Consider the following 17,327-nt stretch of genomic DNA (forward strand, 5'->3'; position numbering starts at 1 on the left):
GCGCTCTGCGCGATCAGGCGCGAGCCCTCATCCGGCGTCGGACGACGCCGAGGATGATGGTGGGCAGCATTCCGACGCCGACCGCAAGCAAGAGGCCGAGAGCCAGGAGCAGCGACGTACGGGCTTGCGCGATCAGCGGTGCCCTCTCCTGTCGGACCTGATCGAGGGGGTACTCGATCATCTTGGACACGGACTGAACAACCGACGAACTGCTGCTCCGCGACAGTAGTTCGAAGGCGGCGTCGAAGCCCTGCGGGCTTCCTGGTGAACCGAGTTCGCCGGCAACCACCGTGCTCGTCGCGCCATCGAGAATCGAGGTCTTCACAACGAGGCCGTGCCTGGTCGTGACGAACCCTTTTGCCGACAGGGCGGAGGTGGTGGCGCCTTGTGAGTATCCATAGACCTCGAAGAGTGCAGCGGCATCGATCTCATCGACGCCATCTTTCAGCTCGACGGCAACCCTCGGTCGCCCCCAGGGGAATGCTGTATTCAAGAAAAAGGCAGCGTCTTCGAACCTGGAAGTCTTTGATGGGCATCGCAGTCGGGCCATCCAGTTTCCAGCCTGGGTAGCCGATGGAGTCGCCGACCCGGTTGGCTTCCGTGTCACCGGCCATGTCGGCGATGACTTTGAGTGAGCCGGGGATGCTGGAGGTCACGCCACCGGTAGTGGTTACGCGGCCGTCCTGGACGTAGCGCTGTCCAGTGACCCAGGAAACCTGGGGGTTCGAGGTTCTGAGCGCGGCGATTCGGGACCAATGGGACGTCGCGCGCAGCCCATCGAGGACTCCGGAGGCTGCGAGCAGCCGGGAGCCCGCACAAATGCCGAGGATGCGAGCGCCCGCGTTGTACTGGGTGGCGATGAATTCGCGCGCCGGGGCCTCCTCGGCCCCCGCAGGACTATTCACGGCCGGCACCACGACCAGGTCAGGCGTGGGTGCGGTGCCTTCCGCCACCTCGGCAAACGTGTGGGCCGGCACGACCGACAGGCCACCGTCGACGACCGCCGGCGCGGCAGAGGCGGCAATCGTGTAGACGAAGAAATCGGGTGAACTGGCCAGAACGTCATATGGTGCGAATACGTCGGCAGTGTCGGATCCGGACTGGCCGAGAACGACCGCAACGACAAACTGCCCGTGGAGTGGCTCTGTACCCGGCCCAGGGGGTGGCGCCCCGAGGCTTGCCGCGGAGGCCGTCTCAGCGCTCGATTGGGACAACCCGGTGACCGCGATGGCGGCGAAGGCGGTGATGGTGAGGGTCGTGGCGAGTGTGATGCTGCCGATTCGGCGGGCGATTTTTGACATGACGATCTCCTGGTGAGGGGGCACGGGCGTGGTCAGCGGGTGAGGCGCGAAAGGAACTCGGAAAGGTAGGGGAGTCGCGGATTCGCCGCGCCGACGTCATGTTTCCGGGTATGACTTCACGGTAGGGTTCGGTTGTCGGCTCACCTAGGACACGCTGTTGACGATCTCGGCCACGGAGGAAGACAGTGAGCGAACCACGCATCGTGATCGTCGGGTTTCCGTCTGTGCAGATCCTCGACGTGACCGGGCCCCTTGAGGTGTTTTCCACCGCCTCGCGGTTCCTGCCGATCGCTCGGTACGCCACGGAACTGGTGAGTACCGATGGCGGGCCGGTGCTGTCGACGAGCGGCCTCGAGTTCGCGACGGAACCGATCGACGCGGTGGTCGGACCCATCGACACTCTCGTGGTCGCCGGAGGCCGCGACATGGAGGAGGCCGCGGGTGATCCGAGGCTGGTCGACAGCATCCGGCGGCTGGCATTGGACTCGCGGCGGGTCGCATCCGTGTGCTCAGGCGCGTTTCTCCTCGCTGCCGCGGGCCTTCTGGACGGTCGCCGTGCGACCACCCACTGGGCCGAGTGCGAGGTGCTTGAGCGGGCCTACCCGGAGGTCACTGTCGACCCGAATGCCATCTATGTGCAGGACGGCAACGTCTGGACCTCGGCCGGCGTCACGGCCGGAATCGACTTGGCCTTGGCGCTGGTTGCCGACGACCATGGCCGCAAGGCCGCTGCGACAGTAGCGCGGCGCCTTGTCGTATACCTCCGCCGCTCGGGCGGCCAGGCGCAGTTCTCAGCGCTGCTGGCCGCACAGTCCGCGACCGACGAACCCATCCGCGACGTCTTGGCCTGGCTCCCTGACAACCTGACCGCCGATCTCTCCATCTCCGGTATGGCCGCTCGCGCCCACCTTTCGGAGCGCCAGTTCAGTCGTGTGTTCAAGTCCGAGGTGGGCATCACGCCCGCCGAGCATGTGGAGGCCGTGCGGATGGAGACAGCGTGCAGCCTTCTCGAGACGACGATGCTGACCGTGGAAGAGATCGCGCGAGCATGCGGATTCGGCACCCCTGAAACCATGAATCGAGCGTTCCGGCGTCGCCTCGATACCACCCCCCACCAACCATCGAGAACACTTCGGGTCCGACTGACCGTGCCAGGTCCCCTATAGGGAGACCGCGCAGGTTGAGCACGGTCGACCTCCGAGAAAGTGATCGGCAAGTATTCCTGTCGTGGCAGCGGGGCCGCGGGCCTACTGGATGTGCAGAATGTAGGTTTTGAGATCGTTCATGGTCTGCGACATATGGCTGCCCATCGCCAGGCGCGCTAGTTCAGGATCACCGGATGCCAGGGCGCCCATCACCTGGACGTGTTCGTGGATCGCGTTGGCGCGGATTTGCTCGACACGCGATGTCTGGGCTCGTCGGGCCGTGAGGACGTTCGAGAGCGGTTCGAAAACGAGCGACACGAAGACATTGCCCGAGGCCTGGAGGATCAGGCCGTGGAAGGCGAGGTCGGCCTCGACAAAACGCCGGACGTCGTCGATAGCGTGGGCAGCGCTCATCTCCGCGACGTACCCGCGCAGACCGTCGAGTTCCTCGGCGGAGATGCGGGTCGCCGCCAATTCCGCGGCACCGGTTTCCAGCATCCGGCGCAACTCGATCAGCTGGACCGAGGCAGCGGCCTCGTTCTCGCCTTCGGAGGCCGCGCGCAGGACCGCCTCCATCGAGGTCCATCGCTTGAGCGGATTGACGTAGGTTCCCCGTCCGCGCTCGATGCGCACGACGCCTTGGGCTTCGAGCGTTTTGACGGCTTCACGCACGGTCATGCGGCTGACCTCGTGCTCCGCAGTCAGCTCGAGCTCGCCGGGGAGGGTCCCCTCGGGTGGGATGTCACCCGACACAATCCGGTTAAGAATGCTGTCGGCCACCATGCTCACCAGCGACTGACGTGCCATATTGCCCTCCTGACGGGTCCTTCCTCATTGTCGACCTAAATATAAGATGTCAGACAATCAAGCATTGTGGAATCAGTATCGCAGACAAACGATCGCTCTGGGCAAGACCCAATCGTTCGAGACTCGGAGAAACCGACATGGCAGAACAGCACGCAGGACCCGTCGTCACCGTCCTTGGCCTCGGCGCAATGGGCCTCCCCATGGCGACTCGATTGGCTTCGGGACTCAGTGTCCGCGGTTTCGACCTGCACGAGAACCGGCGGATCCTGGCCGCCGGCGCGGGGGTGCAGGTGTTCGCTTCGGCGCGTGAGGCGGTGTCGGGGGCCGAGTTGGTGCTCCTCGCGGTGAGGAACGGCGAGCAACTGGAAGACGTTCTTTTCGGAATATCCGGGGTGGCGGAGGTACTTGCTGCCGGGTCCGTCGTCATCCTGACGAGCACCGTCGGGATGGACGCGATCCCTCAGACGGCACGCCGGTTGTCCGTACTCGGAATTGAGCTCGTCGATGCTCCGCTCTCGGGCGGTCCGGTGCGGGCCCTGGCGGGTGAACTCCTCATCGTCGTAGGCGCCCGCGCCGGGGCGTTGGCCCAGGCGAAGCCGGTTCTCGACCTTCTCGCGTCCACGCTGAGCATTGTCGGAGACAAGCCGGGCGACGGCCAGGCGCTCAAAACGGTCAATCAGTTGCTGTGCGGGGTACACATCGCCGCCGCCGCCGAGGCACTGGCATTGGCCGACGCGCTGGGTCTCGACCCCGTCTCGACCCTGGCTGCTCTGGAACTCGGCGCAGCGGGATCGTTCATGCTCTCCAATCGGGGCCCGCGCATCCTTCAGGCCTATGACGAGGCTGAAGTCGAGGTCTTCAGCCGCTTGGACATCTTCGTCAAGGACATGGGCATCGTGGGAACCGCGACCCGCGCAGCAGGACTTCCCTCACCCGTGGCTGCCGCCGCCGAACAACTCTTCCTCCTCGGCCATGCACAAGGTCTGGGAGCAGCGGATGACTCCGCCCTGATCAGGGTGTTGGCGCCGAGCCGGCGGCGCTCACCGGGCGGTGCCGGCCCAGCGACCTCGCGTTAAATCTGCGGGGAATCGAATGTCGCCGGGTCGCCACTCGTGCGCAGCCCCGATTCGAGGCCGTCGATGTCAGCCATCTCCGAGATCGTGAGGCTGAAATCGAAGACGTCGATGTTCTCCCGAACTCGCTGTGCACTTGCTGATTTGGGGATGACGACGAAGCCGTGCTGGATATGCCAGCGCAGAATCACCTGTGCGGGTGTCTTGCCGTGACGGGCGGCGAGTTCGAGCACAATCGGGCTGGCGAGATCCTGGCCTTGCCCGAGCGGACTGTACGATTCGACGGTGATCCCGCGCTCGACCGAGTATTTCGAAAGCGCCGCCTGTTGGAAACTGGGGTGAAGCTCGATCTGGTTGACCGTCGGAACAACGTGGCACTCGGCCAGCAGGCGATCGAGGTGTGGTGGCAGGAAATTGGACACTCCGATGGCTCGGACGGCACCGTCCTCGTAGAGTTTCTCCAGCGCCCTCCAGGTGTCGACGTAAAGGTCATGTCGAGGGTACGGCCAATGGATGAGATAGAGGTCGATGGTCTCGACGCCCAGTTCTCGACGGCTCTTCTCACAAGACGCCAGGGTGCTCTCGTAGCCCTGTCCGGCGTTCGGGAGCTTCGTTGTGATGAAGATCTCAGTACGGGGGATACCGCTTTCCCGGATCGCCAGGCCAACCCCGGCCTCGTTGCGGTAGGCCGCAGCCGTGTCGATGTGTCGGTAGCCGGCCTCGAGCGCTCGCGCCGTCGCCTGGGCAACCTCGGGCGGTGGGATCTGGTAGACGCCAAAACCGAGTTGGGGGATTTCGACGCCATTGTTCAGGGCAATACGGGGCACGTTCGACATGAATTCTCGTCTCGTTCTCGAAGGGGTTTTCTATCGGCAATATGCGGGCATCGGGCCGCGCAGGGAACTGCAGGCGTTGTCGCAGGCGTCCACGAGTTCGGCGGAAAGGGGCCCGTGCGAGGCGGCCTCGATGTTGGCCCGCAGCTGTTCCACATGGGAGGCCCCGAGCAGGATCGCTCCGACGTCGACGTGGCTCAGCAGCCAGCGCAAGGAGAGTTCCACGAGTGAGAGCCCGGCGGAGTCGGCGACTGTGGCGAGTGACTCGACCGCTGCAAAAAGTCGGGGATCCCAGTACCTCTTCTGGTACATCGTGGCCAGCTTCGAGGTGCCGAACCGCCCAGCAAGCGGCGCCGCCGTGAAGGTGTGCCGGCCAGTGAGAAGCCCCCCGGCCAACGGGTTATAGACCATGGTGAGGATCCCGGTCGTGCGGGCGAACTCGAGATATTCGTCTTCGACTCGCCGGGCAACCATATTGAAGAGCTGCTGGGCTACGACGGGTCGCGGAGCGCCGACTGTATCCGCGACGTGATTGAGTTCGCTGATCTGCCAGGCCGAGTAGTTGGATACGCCCAGGGCTCCGATCGAGCCCTCGCGGACGAGATCGACGATCGCGGTCAGTGTTTCCTGGAGCGGGGCCCGGCGATCCGGTTGGTGGAGGTAGAAGAGATCGATGTGGTCGGTGCCGAGGCGGCGGAGGCTGCCCTCTACCGAACGCCGCAGGCCAATGGCCGACAACGGCGAATGGTCGCCGGCATCCGGATGCGGCACGCCGGCTTTGGAAGCCAGCACCACCGAGGCGCGCCGCTTGGACAGCAGGGGTGCCAGGATTTCCTCGCTCGCGCCCCCGCATAGCCGTTGGCCGTGTCGATGACGGTGATGCCGGCATCGAGCGCTGCGTCCAGAATCGACGCGGCCTCGCCAGCGTCAACCGTGTCGCCGAAGGTCATTGTTCCGAGAACAAGCTGGGACACAGGCAGGTTCAGGCCGTCGAGAAGAGTTCCGTGCATGCGTGAGTTCCTCTGGTGCGGTGGGCGGTGGGTAGGTGGCCCGGGGTGGCACTGGCGAAAGCATACTGCCCGCTGCCGGACGATTCTGCCCGGTGCTGTGGTCTCGAACGAGCCCGGTTCCGGCGAGTCCGAATTGTTACTTTCGGCGATTGACAACTCAGGACGGTTCCTCGATGATAAGTCATCAGACGTCATGCGTCTTACATCAAAGGAGATGCACCGGCCCATGAAAATCGCGATCTTGCACACCAGCTTTGTCTTCGTATCCGTTGAACCCGTGATCAACAACCTCATCGCTGAACTCATCCCGGACGCCGAGGTCATTCACTTCGTGGATTCAGACGTCCTCGCCACGGTCGTTCGCGAGCAGGGAATCTCCACCCGCAGTGAGGAACGCATGACGCACCTGGCGCAGGCAGCGGAGGCCGCGGGTGCCGACATCATCTTCTCTGCATGTTCATCTCTCGGTCCGGCACTCGACGTGGCGGCCCGCAACGTCACGACCCCCGTCGTGAAGATCGACGATGCCATGGCGGTTCGCGCAGCCGCCGAGGGCAACCGCATTGGTGTTCTCGCCACCGTGCCCACCACCCTGGCCCCCACGTCGGACCTGATCCTCGCCAAAGCGGCCGGCCTGGGGCGGACGGTCACCATCGAGCAGCGCCTCTGTGCGGGTGCCTTCGACGTTCTGATGTCGGGGGACCGGGAACTGCACGACTCCATGGTCATGGAACAGGCGCTTGAACTGGCTGCCACCGTCGACATGATCGTTCTCGCCCAGGCATCGATGTCCCGGTTGGCCACCCTCCTCGCGGAGAAGACCCAGCGGCCGGTGTTGACGAGTCCTCGGATCGGGGTCGAATACCTGGCTCAGAGGGTTGCGGAGCTTGTCGCGTGAGCGTGAGCGATCTCGTTCCGGGAACACGGGAATCCGGTGAGCTGCTGTCCGCTGGACCAGGTGTCCTGCATGTCGCGGACTCGCGGCTGCGCATCCGGGAGTTGAATGCGGCCGCCGGGATCCTCGTCATCGTCCTCGACGACGATCCGACCGGGAGCCAGTCCGTTCAGGATGTCCCGGTCCTGACCCGCTGGACTCCGGAGGATCTCCGTTGGGCGTTCGGACAGCCGGCCGACGGATTCTTCATTCTCACGAATACGCGCGGCCTCAACCCCAGCGAGGCTCGCACGACGATTCGCGACGTCGCCGAGGCCATTGAGCGGGTCGCCGGAGAACTCGCCACACCGTACACGCTGATCACCCGCGGTGACTCAACCCTTCGCGGGCACTACCCGCTCGAGACCGACGAGTTGATCGATATCGCTCGCTCGGCCGGCCGGCCATACGACGCCCTGCTCATCGCCCCCGCCTATATTGCTGCCGGTCGAGTCACCCAGAATGACGTGCACTACGTCGGTCAGGGCGACTATTTCGTGCCCGTTGGCCTCACGAACTACGCGCAAGACGCAACATTCGGTTTCGCGAGCTCGAATCTCCGCGACTACGTCCAGGAGAGGACGAACGCTTCTATCACCTCCGAAGATGTTGTGAGTCTCAGTCTGGAAGACATCAGAATCGGCGGTGCGGAACGAGTTCGCGATGTCATCCTGTCCTGCACGACAGCCACTCCGCTGATCGTGAACGCCGTTGATGAGGCCGATCTGGATGTGGTTGTGCTCGGTCTCCTCCAGGCGGAAGAGGCTGGGGCCAGGGTCCTGAGCCGGACAGGCCCGTCCTTCGTGGCCGCCCGGCTCGGACTCGCCGGTCGAATCCCGCTCTCCCATTCTGAGATCTTCGCCGCCGGGGCCCGGCCGGGCAATGGCCTGGTTGTCGTTGGTTCCCACGTTCATCTCACCACTCTGCAAGTGGCCAGGGCCGCGCAGGAATTCCCGCATCTCGCCACCGTGGAACTGGATGTGCCCAGACTGCTCGACCCCTCGCAGGCCGCTCTCGAGGTGGCGCGCTGTGGTGATGCCCTCGTCGCGGCGCTGCGCGAGTCAGACACCCTGCTGGTGACGAGTCGCCAGGCGGTCGTCGGCACGACGGGACACTCCAGCCTCGTCATCGCCCAGACGGTCTCGCGCGCCCTGGTCGCCCTGACTGCACGGGCCGTAGCCGAGGTCGACATCCGCTGGGTGCTGGCCAAAGGCGGAATCACCTCAAGCGACATCGCCACTGACGGACTCGAGATCAGGCGAGCAACCGTGGCCGGGCAGCTGTTTCCCGGGATCGTTTCCGTCTGGGTGCACGAGGGTGACAGCAGCCCGAGGCTCAAAGGTCTTCCCTATGTCGTCTTTGCCGGGAACGTCGGCGATGAGGCCACTCTTGCCGAGGCAATCAGGATCCTGCAAGGCCCCCCAACGCTCAGCTGACTGCCACCGGCGGTAGTTCCTCTCCACGCACGTCGATGCACCACACCCACCCAGTCCCATGCACCGATACACCCCATGCACCAATACAAAGGAGTAGTAATGCGAAAGATTACCGTTACAGTCGCAATGATGGCCGCTGTGGCATTCGCCCTCACCGGTTGCAGTGCCGGAGCCTCATCCACGAGCCCCGCATCGTCCGCCGACGCGAAGCCGACCTATGTGTTCCTGCCGAAGTCGCTGAACAACCCGTACTGGGTTGACGCCCGCAAGGGGATGGAAGACGCCGCGGCCAAGATGGGCGTCACAGCCAAGTTCCTCGGCCCGGACACGGACGACGCGGCCGCCCAGGTCGCGATCTTCGATTCGATTCTCGCCACGAACCCCGCCGGCATCGCCATCTCTCCCAATGACCCGGCGAGTGTCCTGGACGACATCGCCAAGGCGACGGCCGCCGGCATCCCGGTGATCGCCTGGGACGGACCGGTACCCAACAGTGACGTGCTCGGCTACATCGGAACCGACAACGTCGCGGCGGGAGCCCAGGCCGGCGAAGCCCTCGCCAAGAGTGTCGGCAACAAGGGCAAGGTCGCGGTCGTGATCGGCAGCTTGAGCGCCGTGAACCTCAACCAGCGCCTGGAGGGAGTGAAGAAGGCCCTCGCGAAGCACCCCGACATCCAGCTCGTCGCCACCGAGGTATCCGGTGAATCGATCGCCACCGCGCAGACGGCCTCGGAGACGATCCTGCAGGCCAACCCGGACCTGGCCGGATTCATCGGCATCGGCGGATCGGACTTGCCCGGTATCGCCGGCGCACTGAAGTCGGCCAACAAGTGTGGCGCCATCAAGGCCGTCGGCTTCGACGTTGTGCCGCAGGGCATTGAGGGAATGACCGGCGGATGCGTCGATGCGCTCATCTCGCAGAAGCCGTTCGGCATGACCGCGCAGGCGCTCCAGATCCTGTCGGACTTCCACGGCAACACGTCCAAGCTGGACAAGAACTTCATCGTCGACACCGGCGTCGTGACGGTCACCCCGGACACGCTCGCCGAATTCCAGAAGACCGCACACTAGTCCCACTCTGCGGCGGGGCCGGCACGCCAGCCGGCCCCGCCGCATCCAATCGCCCCCAGCACGAAGGAGTCTGCAATGACGGAGCATCCGCTCATCGCCATGCGCGGCGTGGTCAAGAGGTACCCGGGAGTCGTCGCCCTCCGCGACGTCAGCCTGTCGGTTGAAGCCGGCGAGGTCATGGCTCTCGTGGGGGAGAACGGTGCGGGGAAGAGCACCCTCCTCAAGATCCTTGCTGGCGCAGCGCGCGCCGACGAAGGCGTGATCGAAATATCGGGCGAGATCGCTCAGATCCATTCGCCCCGGGAATCCCAGGCCAACGGAATCGCCGTCATCTACCAGGAACTCAACCTCGCGAACGATCTCAGCGTCGCCGAAAACATCTACGTCGGCCGCGAACCGAAGACCCGGTTCGGAACAGTCGACTTTCGGGCCATGAGAACGGGATCCGCGGGGCTGCTGGCAAGCCTGGGCATTTCCATCTCCCCGGACGCGATCGTCGGCGACCTCAACATCGCACTGCGTCAGATGGTGGAAATCGCCAAGGCGCTTCTGGTCCGGGCCCGGGTGGTTGTGATGGATGAACCGACGTCCTCACTGACTGAAGAAGAGGTCGAAACCCTGCTTTCTCTCGTCCGGCAGGCTCAGCGCGAACGGGGTCAGCGTGATCTACGTGTCCCACCGCATGCGCGAGATCTTCGAGATCGCCGACCGAATCACCGTGATGCGTGACGGTTCGGTCGTTGGAGTTCGGGATGCGGTCTCGACCAGCCCGAACGAGATCGTTCAAATGATGGTCGGCCGCGAACTGGAGGATCTCTACGGGGTGCGGACAGTTGCCGTGGATGAGACCGCCACGCCTACCCTCGAAGTGCGCGGCCTCAGCTCGGGGCCGCTGCTGCACGACGTGAGTTTCTCTGTGCGTCCGGGAGAGATCCTCGCCCTTGCCGGGCTGATCGGCGCCGGTCGCAGCGACGCTGCCCTGACGATCTTCGGCGCGGTCAAGCGACGCGGCGGCGAAATTCTCATCGACGGGCAGGCGTTGCCGTTGCGGTCGCCGAACGAAGCCATGGCGGCCGGAATCGGTTTCGTCCCCGAGGATCGGAAACGGCAGGGACTCTTTCTGCAGTTGCCGGTCAGGGAGAACATGTCATCGGCGTCCCTGCCGATGATCAGCCGACTCTCGCTGGTCTCGCGGCGACAAGACCGCACCCTCGCGCGACGTTACGCGGGCCAACTCGGTTTGCGCGAGTCCGCGATCGAAGTCCCGGTCGGCACCCTCAGCGGCGGGAACCAACAGAAGGTCGTGTTGGCGCGCTGGCTGGCGCGAGTTCCCCGGCTCCTTATCCTCGATGAGCCGACGCGCGGGGTCGATGTCGGTGCAAAGGCCGAGATCTACCAGCTGATTCGGACGATCGCGAGTGAGGGGGTCGCCGTGCTGGTGATCTCCTCGGAGCTCAGCGAGGTATTGGGCATTGCCGATCGCATCATGGTGATGCGTGAGGGACACGGCGTCGGCGAACTCGATGCTGCCGATGCAACAGAAAAAAGCGTTATGGCCATGGCCACCGGAGTTCAGGAAGATGCCTCATGACAATCAATGGAAAGACCGTGCAGCCGGCGACGGGTAGCCTCCCGGGGCCCGGCAGCGGGCCGGTACCGACGAACGTTCCCACGCTCACCTCACGGATCGGTCACCGGCTCCGGAGAATCGTCACCGCCCGGGAGTCGACCCTCGCCGGTGTCGTGCTCCTGCTGGTGATCTTTCTCTCCTGGGCGTCACCGTATTTCTTCACCGTCGGGAACCTCACGGTCGTCGGCCGCCAGATTGGGCTGGCACTGATCATCAGCGTCGGCATGACGTTCGTGATCCTGATTGGCGGTATTGATCTTTCCGTGGGATCCGTGGTCGCCCTTGTCAGCGTCCTCACCGGAGAGTTCATGGTGACGATCGGTTTGTCGCCCATCGTCGCTGTTGTTCTTGCCCTGATCAGCGGCGCAATCGTTGGCATGGTCAACGGAATGATCAACGCATTCGCCGGCATACCGTCGTTTGTCGTGACCCTGGGAATGCTTGCGGTGGCGCGAGGGCTCTCCCTGGGGATCACGAGCGGGTCGACGATCAGCGGATTTCCCCCGGGCTTCCTGTATCTGGGCCAGGGCTCGTTCCTGGGAATCCCGATCCCGGTCTGGATCGCAGCCATCGTCGCCCTGTCCGCCCACTTCGTCCTGACCCGAACGACCTTCGGCCGTCACATCTATTTCGTCGGATCGAACGAGGAAGCGGCCAAGCTTTCCGGCATCCGTGTGCGCCGGGTGAAGATCTCCGTCTTCGTCATTTCATCGAGTCTGGCTGCCGTGTCGGGAATCCTGGAGACTGCGCGCCTGAGCGTGGGCCAACCCGCTGCCGGGAACGGATATGAACTCCTGGCGATCGGGGCAGCCGTCATCGGCGGTGCCAGCCTCTTCGGTGGTGTGGGTGGCATATTGGGTACAGCACTCGGGACCTCCCTGCTTCTTCTCATCCAGAATGCTCTTATCCTCCTGGGGATCTCCGCTTACTGGCAGCAGGTCTTCAGCGGGGTCATCATCGTCGGCGCCGTAGCCCTGAACATGTGGCGGAAACAACGCAGCTGACTGCTCGGCCCGACAGCACTGCGGCGTCTCGCCGCCCACAATCCCGCACAACAGCACAATCCCGCGCAATAGAAGGAGCAACAACAATGAAGGTAGTCATCACCGGAGCGCATGGCAAAGTCGGCCGCGCTGCCACAGAGGCGCTTCTGGCCGCCGGCCATGAGGTTCTCGCTACGGACCTGACCCGTCCAGGATTCGAGCGTCGCGCGGAAGGATCTGCACGCTACCAGATGGCGGACCTGACGGATGCCGGTGAAGCCTTCGCCGTGGTTCGCGGTGCCGATGCAGTGGTGCATGTCGCGGCGATTCCGGAGCCGACCGGCAACCCGGCCCATGTCGTGTTCCGCACGAACCTGATGGCCACGTTCAACGTTCTCGAAGCCGCCGTGCGTTTCGGAGTGAAGCGCTTCGTGAACATCTCGAGCGAAACCGTGCCCGGATTCTTCTTTCCCGAGCGCGATTTCCTGCCCGACTACGCGCCCGTCGACGAACAGCATCCGGCCCACCCGCAGGATCCCTATGCGCTCTCGAAGCACTTCGGGGAGCAGGCTCATGAACGCGGCGGTCGAGCGATCCGATATCCGGGCCATCTCGATCCGTCCGAGTTGGGTGCAGAACGAGGGCAACTACGAACAGAATCTCGGCCCACAGGTCCGCGACGCATCCGTGCTGAGCCCGAACCTCTGGAGCTACATCGACGCGTACGACCTCGCCGATGCCATTGTGCTGGCGACAGAGTCCGACCTTCCCGGCCACGAGGTCTTCTACATCGCCTCACCGGACAATGTGGGTGGCCGTGACTTCGCGGAGATCCTGCACACCTACTATGGCGACAAGATCGAGCTTCGCCCGCTCGACCGCGTGGATGCCTCCGGCATCTCCAGCGCGAAGGCCCAGCGCATGCTCGGGTGGGCACCCAAGCGTTCCTGGCGTGACTACCTTGACTCGGATGGCCGGGCCCTCGTCAAATGAAGCTGACCAGTGGAATCATCCATCCGCAGTTGTCGCGCGTGATCGCCGAGTGCGGCCACACCGATGCGATCGTTGTGGCGGATGCCGGGTTGCCCATCCCGCCGAACGTCGAGCGCATCGATCTTGCTCACCGGGCGGGTTCACCCGCCTTCCTCGACATCCTCGACACGGTTCTCGGTGAATTCATCGTCGAACGTGCGGTGGTTTCGGAGGAGATCGAAGCCAACAGCCCCGGAATGCTGACAAGCGTGAGGGCGAGGCTCGAGGCCGTGGGCGTTGTGGTCGAGGCCATTCCGCACGACGAATTCAAAGCGCGCACCCAGGGGGCACGAGCCATCGTCCGGACGGGCGAGTACACGCCGTATTCGAACGTGATGCTCTACTCCGGGGCTCCCTTCTAGGGCACCACGGAGTGTGTGTTTGAGGGAGGATCGTTGCAGGGTCTGCGATTTTTTACATTGACCGAGTGGTCATTGACCGGGTAGTCAACGTAGAGTCGGAGCATCGATTCTCCCCGGCATCCCCCCACGAAAGCCGCAGCATGAACCTTCTCGCACCTCAGAAGAAGCGCACGACCGTGCTTCGCACCATCTTCAGGATGACGCTGGGAGCCTTCCTCCTACTCGCCGGCATCAGCCATCTCACTGTGAACAGGGAGGCGTTCCTCGCCCAGGTTCCCACCTGGCTGCCGATCGCGGGAGACTTCGTCGTCCTGGCGTCCGGCGTCGTCGAGATTGTCCTCGGCGCTTCCCTGCTCGCCCTGGGCCGGTACCGGGTGCAGGTCGGCTGGATCGTCGCGGCGTTCTTCGTCGCCATCTTCCCCGGGAACATCTCGCAGCTCGCGACGCACACCGATTCCTTCGGTCTGAACACCGACCTCGATCGCACCATCCGGCTGCTGTTCCAGCCCGTGCTGGTGCTGTGGGCGCTCTGGTCCTCGGGCGCCTGGCTGGCGTTGCGCCGGTATCGCGCCTCCCGGCGCACCGGGGAAGACGCCTGATCGATGGGCGGCCCCAAGAAGCCCGAACAGGAGCGCTGCGACGCGATCCTCGCGGCGGCGTATGAGATCGCCCTCGCCGAGGGTCTCGATGCCGTCACCGCACGCCGGGTGGCCACGGCAGCCGGCATCTCCACGGGCCTCGTGTTCTTCCACTTCCACTCGAAAGACGGTTTGCTGGAAGCCTTGCTCGGCGTGCTGCTCGATGGCACGCTCGACGCGCTGTCCGACTCCGACCTGGCCCGGCTGGAGCCGTGGGACCGCCTCGAGCGGATGATCTGGGTCGAGCTGGAGCGCCTGGTCGAGTACCACGCCGCGGTCGAACTGATCTTCGCGTTCTACTTCTCCCGCCGTGACGACCTGTTCCGCGCCCGCATCGAGGCGAGCTTCGCGCGCTACCTCGCGGCGTTCTCGCCGGTCTGTCGTGAGGTCGCCGCAGGGACCCGCATCCAGGGCGACGAGCTCGCGGCGACGGTGGTCGCCCTGGTGCAGGGTGCCTCGATCCAGACGATCCGCAACCCGGAGTCTTTCAACCCGGAGGCGATACTCGCGACGCTCCGCGCGGTGCGCCCGGCCTGATCGGCATGGGCCGACCCCTTGGTTCAGCCCGGCGGGTTGCGTCGGGATTCACCGGGGATTCAGCCGAGGCCGACGATGGTGTTGCCGGTCTGGGCAACCAGGTACCCTCCCGCAAAGAACCAGGCGTCGGCGTCTGACGGAACCGACCACTCGGTCGCGCCGGTCTGCATATTCGTCGCGGTTCCGGTTCCGTCGCGGAGGTCGTACGTCGCCACCGTTCCGGTTCTGGGCCAGTAGCTCGGCGGGAGACTCGCGAGTACCGCCCCCGTTGTGGCATCGAAGCGGCATGCCCTACCGGGAGTAGCGGTGACAATGAGTGTCGCCCCCTCGGTACGAAGAGCGTCGAAGAATGAGTACGGCTTGTGGTCGAGGGCGCAGCCCGTCAGGCCCGTCGTCCAGATCGTGTCGTTCGTCAGGCCATCGACCAGGGTGACTGAATCCGGCGAGACAACGAGGAATTGACCGTCTCCGACCCGATCGCTTCCGCCAACGACTCCGATCTGGTCGCTACTGCCCGGGCGGACGAGCGGCGTCGTTACCTCCACAACAGAGCTGGCAGCAGGGACGCTCCGAGTCCAGATCTGGTTTCCGTCGTCATCGAGTCCGGTCAGTGTGAGCGGGTAGCCAGTCGTGTCGTAGCCCCCGGGCCGAATCGTGTACCCGGTGAAGAAGTCATAGTAGAGCGCCTCTGGTCGCGACGAGATCTCACCCGTTGACAGGTTGAGCAGGGGGTTCACGTAGGGAGTCTGCCCGGGTGGAGGCGCGGTCTGCCAGGTGGGGCTGTAATGTAGCGAGGTATAGGAAAAGCCGTTGGTCACGACCTGAGCGCCGATCTCTGATCCATCGACCACCGTCGACCAGACCGGATGCGACGCGTCGCGAGGATCGAATCGAGCGACACGCGACGGGCCGGCCGTGTTCAGCGAGGAGTCGAGCGTCTCGATTGTCGCGATCACCTCCCCCGAGTCACCGGCGACGGCCTGGGCGGAACGGATGCTCTCGCCGGTATCGAGCGCGAGCGAACCGACCGTCGATCCTGATACCAGGTCGAGAACCTCTGAGGGCAATTCGGGTCCCACGGTCCTCACCAGGATCCGACCCGAGGTGCCGAGGATGACGGGGACGACCCCGGCATAGCGGTTCGCGAAACCATTCCACGACCAACTGCGCGACCAGACCTGGCTTCCGGTCGCCGTGTCGACGAGAGTGAGGGTGACCCCGTCGTCGGACATGTCGCACGGATCAGGGCCAACTCCCGGGGAGAGCTCATCGCCCGAGGCCTCCTTCGGTCCCGCCTGGAAGAGGGCGTAGCCGTCCGCGATGCTGTAGGACGTGTGTTGTACGCACGACTCGCTGCTTCCCGGCAACTGGATCGACCACGACGCGCCCGATGGCGCTGAGGTCACGTCGTGTGGTGCGATCGGAAGAGTCGCGACCGCGGGCGTCGGGCTCGGAACCGACGTCGGCGCGATTGGCACCGCCGTCGTCGTGGCGGTCGGCACGGCAGGGGCTGGAGTGCTCGAGGAGGCCGGCTGCGCCGGTTTGAACAGTGCACCACCGGCCAGCGCGAGCGCAGTCGTGCCGCCGCCCGTCAACACGGCGAGCATAATGATCCCGACGAGCACCCGCACCCGATGAGTTCTGCGCCTGGCGGGAGCCGAAACGACAGCCTCGATCAGCATGTGTCTGATCGCTCGACTGCGATCCGGATCAAATGTCGGTTCGTCGTTCACAGCGCACCTCCTGTCGTCGATACGGCCGCACGAGCATCGCCCGCCAGCCGAGCGAGCCGCGCCTTCGCGCGGGAGAGACGTGATTTGACCGTGCCGATCGGAATGCCGAGCGCCGCAGCGGCTTCTGCTGCTCCGAGTTCTTCGACCACGCAGAGGGTGATCACATTCTGATCAGCGATCGAGAGCTGAGCCAGCGCACCCCTCATCGTCGTTTCGCGGTGTTCCGCGTCGATATGAGCGTCGACGGCATCAAACGCCCCTTCCCCCTGGTACATTCCGCGAGGCAGCCGGTCGATCAGGGCCTGATGACGACTTCGGCTTCTCGATACGTTGCGTGCCACGTTGTTCGTCGTGACAAGCAACCAGGCGATCACGCTGTCCTCAACGACGCGAACGGCGTCGCGCCGACGCCAGAGTTCGAGAAACGCTGCAGCGGTGATGTCTTCTGCGTCGTGCTGGGAACGGACCAACCGAAGAGCATGCCGAAAGACGCGATCCCGATGCAGGTCAAACAGTTCGGCGAACGCGTCCGCGTTGCCGTCGCGAGCCGACGCCCACACCGCGATTTCCCCCACGTGTTGTATCCCCATACTTCATACTGTCCGGCACGAGCCGTACGGTTCCCCCGTTCCGCATTTGTCCGATCTCGATTCGATTACGGTCCAACGAGCCAGGAGGTGGGAATGGTTCTGCTTGCGATGATTCCCACTCGAACTTCTGGCGCACTCCCGATGAGTCCGACCGGACATCCGCGCCCGGGTCCTGAACGAGACAGCGCGGGCGACCCGATGTCCGGGTCACC

Annotated in this window: 20 protein-coding genes and 1 pseudogene; 13 read left to right on the forward strand and 8 right to left on the reverse strand. The window is 64.5% G+C overall.

Annotated features, from left to right (window positions below; genetic code table 11):
• Nucleotides 1-13 precede the first annotated feature (13 nt).
• Together KIV56_RS13415 and KIV56_RS13420 are read right to left on the reverse strand one after the other, a co-directional pair.
• Nucleotides 14-493, reverse strand: coding sequence for a hypothetical protein (locus tag KIV56_RS13415; protein ID WP_281536259.1), 480 nt, complete (start codon nt 491-493; stop codon nt 14-16).
• Nucleotides 429-1,301, reverse strand: a complete 873-nt coding sequence (locus KIV56_RS13420; protein WP_281533827.1) for a DJ-1/PfpI family protein — start codon at nt 1,299-1,301, stop codon at nt 429-431. The genes KIV56_RS13415 and KIV56_RS13420 overlap by 65 nt, the downstream gene beginning before the upstream one ends.
• Before the next feature lie 185 nt (nt 1,302-1,486).
• On the opposite strand from KIV56_RS13420, the gene KIV56_RS13425 reads away from it, so the two are divergent.
• The gene (locus tag KIV56_RS13425) at nt 1,487-2,467 is read left to right on the forward strand and encodes a GlxA family transcriptional regulator (protein ID WP_281533828.1); all 981 of its coding nucleotides are present in this window, start codon (nt 1,487-1,489) and stop codon (nt 2,465-2,467) included.
• A gap of 81 nt (nt 2,468-2,548) precedes the next feature.
• Here the strand turns inward: KIV56_RS13425 and KIV56_RS13430 are convergent, their stop codons facing one another.
• A complete protein-coding gene (locus KIV56_RS13430; protein ID WP_281533829.1) occupies nt 2,549-3,253 on the reverse strand; it encodes a FadR/GntR family transcriptional regulator in 705 nt (234 codons plus the stop codon).
• 137 nt (nt 3,254-3,390) lie between these two features.
• Between KIV56_RS13430 and KIV56_RS13435 the strand changes: the two genes are divergently transcribed.
• A complete protein-coding gene (locus tag KIV56_RS13435; RefSeq protein WP_281533830.1) occupies nt 3,391-4,329 on the forward strand; it encodes an NAD(P)-dependent oxidoreductase in 939 nt (312 codons plus the stop codon).
• On the opposite strand, the gene KIV56_RS13440 is transcribed toward KIV56_RS13435, so the two are convergent.
• From KIV56_RS13440 to KIV56_RS19865, 3 genes are read right to left on the reverse strand one after another with little or no spacing between them, the layout of a single operon-like run.
• The gene (locus KIV56_RS13440) at nt 4,326-5,162 is read right to left on the reverse strand and encodes an aldo/keto reductase (RefSeq protein ID WP_281533831.1); all 837 of its coding nucleotides are present in this window, start codon (nt 5,160-5,162) and stop codon (nt 4,326-4,328) included. The genes KIV56_RS13435 and KIV56_RS13440 overlap by 4 nt on opposite strands.
• A 30-nt stretch (nt 5,163-5,192) precedes the next feature.
• Nucleotides 5,193-5,954 (reverse strand): aldo/keto reductase, encoded by a 762-nt coding sequence (locus KIV56_RS13445; RefSeq protein WP_281533832.1) that lies wholly within the window; start codon nt 5,952-5,954, stop codon nt 5,193-5,195.
• Nucleotides 5,867-6,364 (reverse strand): aldo/keto reductase, encoded by a 498-nt coding sequence (locus KIV56_RS19865; protein WP_348648395.1) that lies wholly within the window; start codon nt 6,362-6,364, stop codon nt 5,867-5,869. Before KIV56_RS19865 ends, KIV56_RS13445 begins: the two co-directional genes overlap by 88 nt.
• Here KIV56_RS19865 and KIV56_RS13455 point away from each other — a divergent pair.
• The 11 genes and pseudogenes from KIV56_RS13455 (at nt 6,267) to KIV56_RS13505 (ending at nt 14,792) form a co-directional block, all read left to right on the forward strand.
• Nucleotides 6,267-7,067, forward strand: a complete 801-nt coding sequence (locus KIV56_RS13455) for an aspartate/glutamate racemase family protein (protein WP_281533833.1) — start codon at nt 6,267-6,269, stop codon at nt 7,065-7,067. The genes KIV56_RS19865 and KIV56_RS13455 overlap by 98 nt on opposite strands.
• Nucleotides 7,064-8,539: a four-carbon acid sugar kinase family protein gene (locus KIV56_RS13460; protein WP_281533834.1), complete on the forward strand. Its 1,476-nt coding sequence runs from the start codon at nt 7,064-7,066 to the stop codon at nt 8,537-8,539. Before KIV56_RS13455 ends, KIV56_RS13460 begins: the two co-directional genes overlap by 4 nt.
• A gap of 99 nt (nt 8,540-8,638) precedes the next feature.
• Nucleotides 8,639-9,610, forward strand: coding sequence for a sugar-binding protein (locus KIV56_RS13465; protein WP_281533835.1), 972 nt, complete (start codon nt 8,639-8,641; stop codon nt 9,608-9,610).
• Nucleotides 9,611-9,796: 186 nt separating this feature from the next.
• Complete coding sequence (locus tag KIV56_RS13470; protein ID WP_281533836.1) at nt 9,797-10,339, forward strand: ATP-binding cassette domain-containing protein; 543 nt, start codon at nt 9,797-9,799, stop codon at nt 10,337-10,339.
• Nucleotides 10,293-11,201 (forward strand): sugar ABC transporter ATP-binding protein, encoded by a 909-nt coding sequence (locus tag KIV56_RS13475; protein ID WP_281533837.1) that lies wholly within the window; start codon nt 10,293-10,295, stop codon nt 11,199-11,201. The genes KIV56_RS13470 and KIV56_RS13475 overlap by 47 nt, the downstream gene beginning before the upstream one ends.
• Nucleotides 11,198-12,244, forward strand: coding sequence for an ABC transporter permease (locus KIV56_RS13480; protein WP_281533838.1), 1,047 nt, complete (start codon nt 11,198-11,200; stop codon nt 12,242-12,244). Before KIV56_RS13475 ends, KIV56_RS13480 begins: the two co-directional genes overlap by 4 nt.
• 86 nt (nt 12,245-12,330) lie before the next feature.
• Nucleotides 12,331-12,738: pseudogene (locus KIV56_RS13485) on the forward strand (NAD-dependent epimerase/dehydratase family protein); the annotation flags it as partial.
• A 58-nt stretch (nt 12,739-12,796) separates the two neighbouring features.
• Complete coding sequence (locus tag KIV56_RS13490) at nt 12,797-13,216, forward strand: NAD-dependent epimerase/dehydratase family protein (RefSeq protein WP_281536260.1); 420 nt, start codon at nt 12,797-12,799, stop codon at nt 13,214-13,216.
• Nucleotides 13,213-13,617 (forward strand): D-ribose pyranase, encoded by a 405-nt coding sequence (gene rbsD, locus KIV56_RS13495; protein WP_281533839.1) that lies wholly within the window; start codon nt 13,213-13,215, stop codon nt 13,615-13,617. Before KIV56_RS13490 ends, rbsD begins: the two co-directional genes overlap by 4 nt.
• A 140-nt stretch (nt 13,618-13,757) precedes the next feature.
• A complete protein-coding gene (locus KIV56_RS13500; protein ID WP_281533840.1) occupies nt 13,758-14,216 on the forward strand; it encodes a DoxX family protein in 459 nt (152 codons plus the stop codon).
• A 3-nt stretch (nt 14,217-14,219) separates the two neighbouring features.
• Complete coding sequence (locus KIV56_RS13505; protein ID WP_281533841.1) at nt 14,220-14,792, forward strand: TetR/AcrR family transcriptional regulator; 573 nt, start codon at nt 14,220-14,222, stop codon at nt 14,790-14,792.
• 59 nt (nt 14,793-14,851) lie between these two features.
• Here KIV56_RS13505 and KIV56_RS13510 read toward each other — a convergent pair whose 3' ends face one another.
• Both KIV56_RS13510 and KIV56_RS13515 read right to left on the reverse strand, forming a co-directional pair.
• A complete protein-coding gene (locus KIV56_RS13510) occupies nt 14,852-16,474 on the reverse strand; it encodes an SPOR domain-containing protein (protein ID WP_281533842.1) in 1,623 nt (540 codons plus the stop codon).
• A gap of 47 nt (nt 16,475-16,521) precedes the next feature.
• Nucleotides 16,522-17,100 carry an RNA polymerase sigma factor gene (locus tag KIV56_RS13515; RefSeq protein ID WP_281533843.1) on the reverse strand — a complete coding sequence of 193 codons (579 nt, stop codon included), beginning with the start codon at nt 17,098-17,100 and terminating at the stop codon, nt 16,522-16,524.
• Nucleotides 17,101-17,327: the final 227 nt, after the last annotated feature.

The sequence above is a fragment of the Cryobacterium breve genome (assembly GCF_027594785.1).
GTDB lineage: Bacteria > Actinomycetota > Actinomycetes > Actinomycetales > Microbacteriaceae > Cryobacterium > Cryobacterium breve_A.

Coding starts and splice junctions, on each gene's coding strand:
- KIV56_RS13420 (WP_281533827.1), bottom strand. CDS start 1,301: ATGTCAAAAATCGCCCGCCGAATCGGCAGCATCACACTCGCCACGACC.
- KIV56_RS13430 (WP_281533829.1), bottom strand. CDS start 3,253: ATGGCACGTCAGTCGCTGGTGAGCATGGTGGCCGACAGCATTCTTAAC.
- KIV56_RS13435 (WP_281533830.1), top strand. CDS start 3,391: ATGGCAGAACAGCACGCAGGACCCGTCGTCACCGTCCTTGGCCTCGGC.
- KIV56_RS13440 (WP_281533831.1), bottom strand. CDS start 5,162: ATGTCGAACGTGCCCCGTATTGCCCTGAACAATGGCGTCGAAATCCCC.
- KIV56_RS19865 (WP_348648395.1), bottom strand. CDS start 6,364: ATGACGTCTGATGACTTATCATCGAGGAACCGTCCTGAGTTGTCAATC.
- KIV56_RS13465 (WP_281533835.1), top strand. CDS start 8,639: ATGCGAAAGATTACCGTTACAGTCGCAATGATGGCCGCTGTGGCATTC.
- KIV56_RS13475 (WP_281533837.1), top strand. CDS start 10,293: ATGCGCGAGATCTTCGAGATCGCCGACCGAATCACCGTGATGCGTGAC.
- KIV56_RS13480 (WP_281533838.1), top strand. CDS start 11,198: ATGACAATCAATGGAAAGACCGTGCAGCCGGCGACGGGTAGCCTCCCG.
- KIV56_RS13490 (WP_281536260.1), top strand. CDS start 12,797: ATGAACGCGGCGGTCGAGCGATCCGATATCCGGGCCATCTCGATCCGT.
- rbsD (WP_281533839.1), top strand. CDS start 13,213: ATGAAGCTGACCAGTGGAATCATCCATCCGCAGTTGTCGCGCGTGATC.
- KIV56_RS13500 (WP_281533840.1), top strand. CDS start 13,758: ATGAACCTTCTCGCACCTCAGAAGAAGCGCACGACCGTGCTTCGCACC.
- KIV56_RS13505 (WP_281533841.1), top strand. CDS start 14,220: ATGGGCGGCCCCAAGAAGCCCGAACAGGAGCGCTGCGACGCGATCCTC.
- KIV56_RS13510 (WP_281533842.1), bottom strand. CDS start 16,474: ATGCTGATCGAGGCTGTCGTTTCGGCTCCCGCCAGGCGCAGAACTCAT.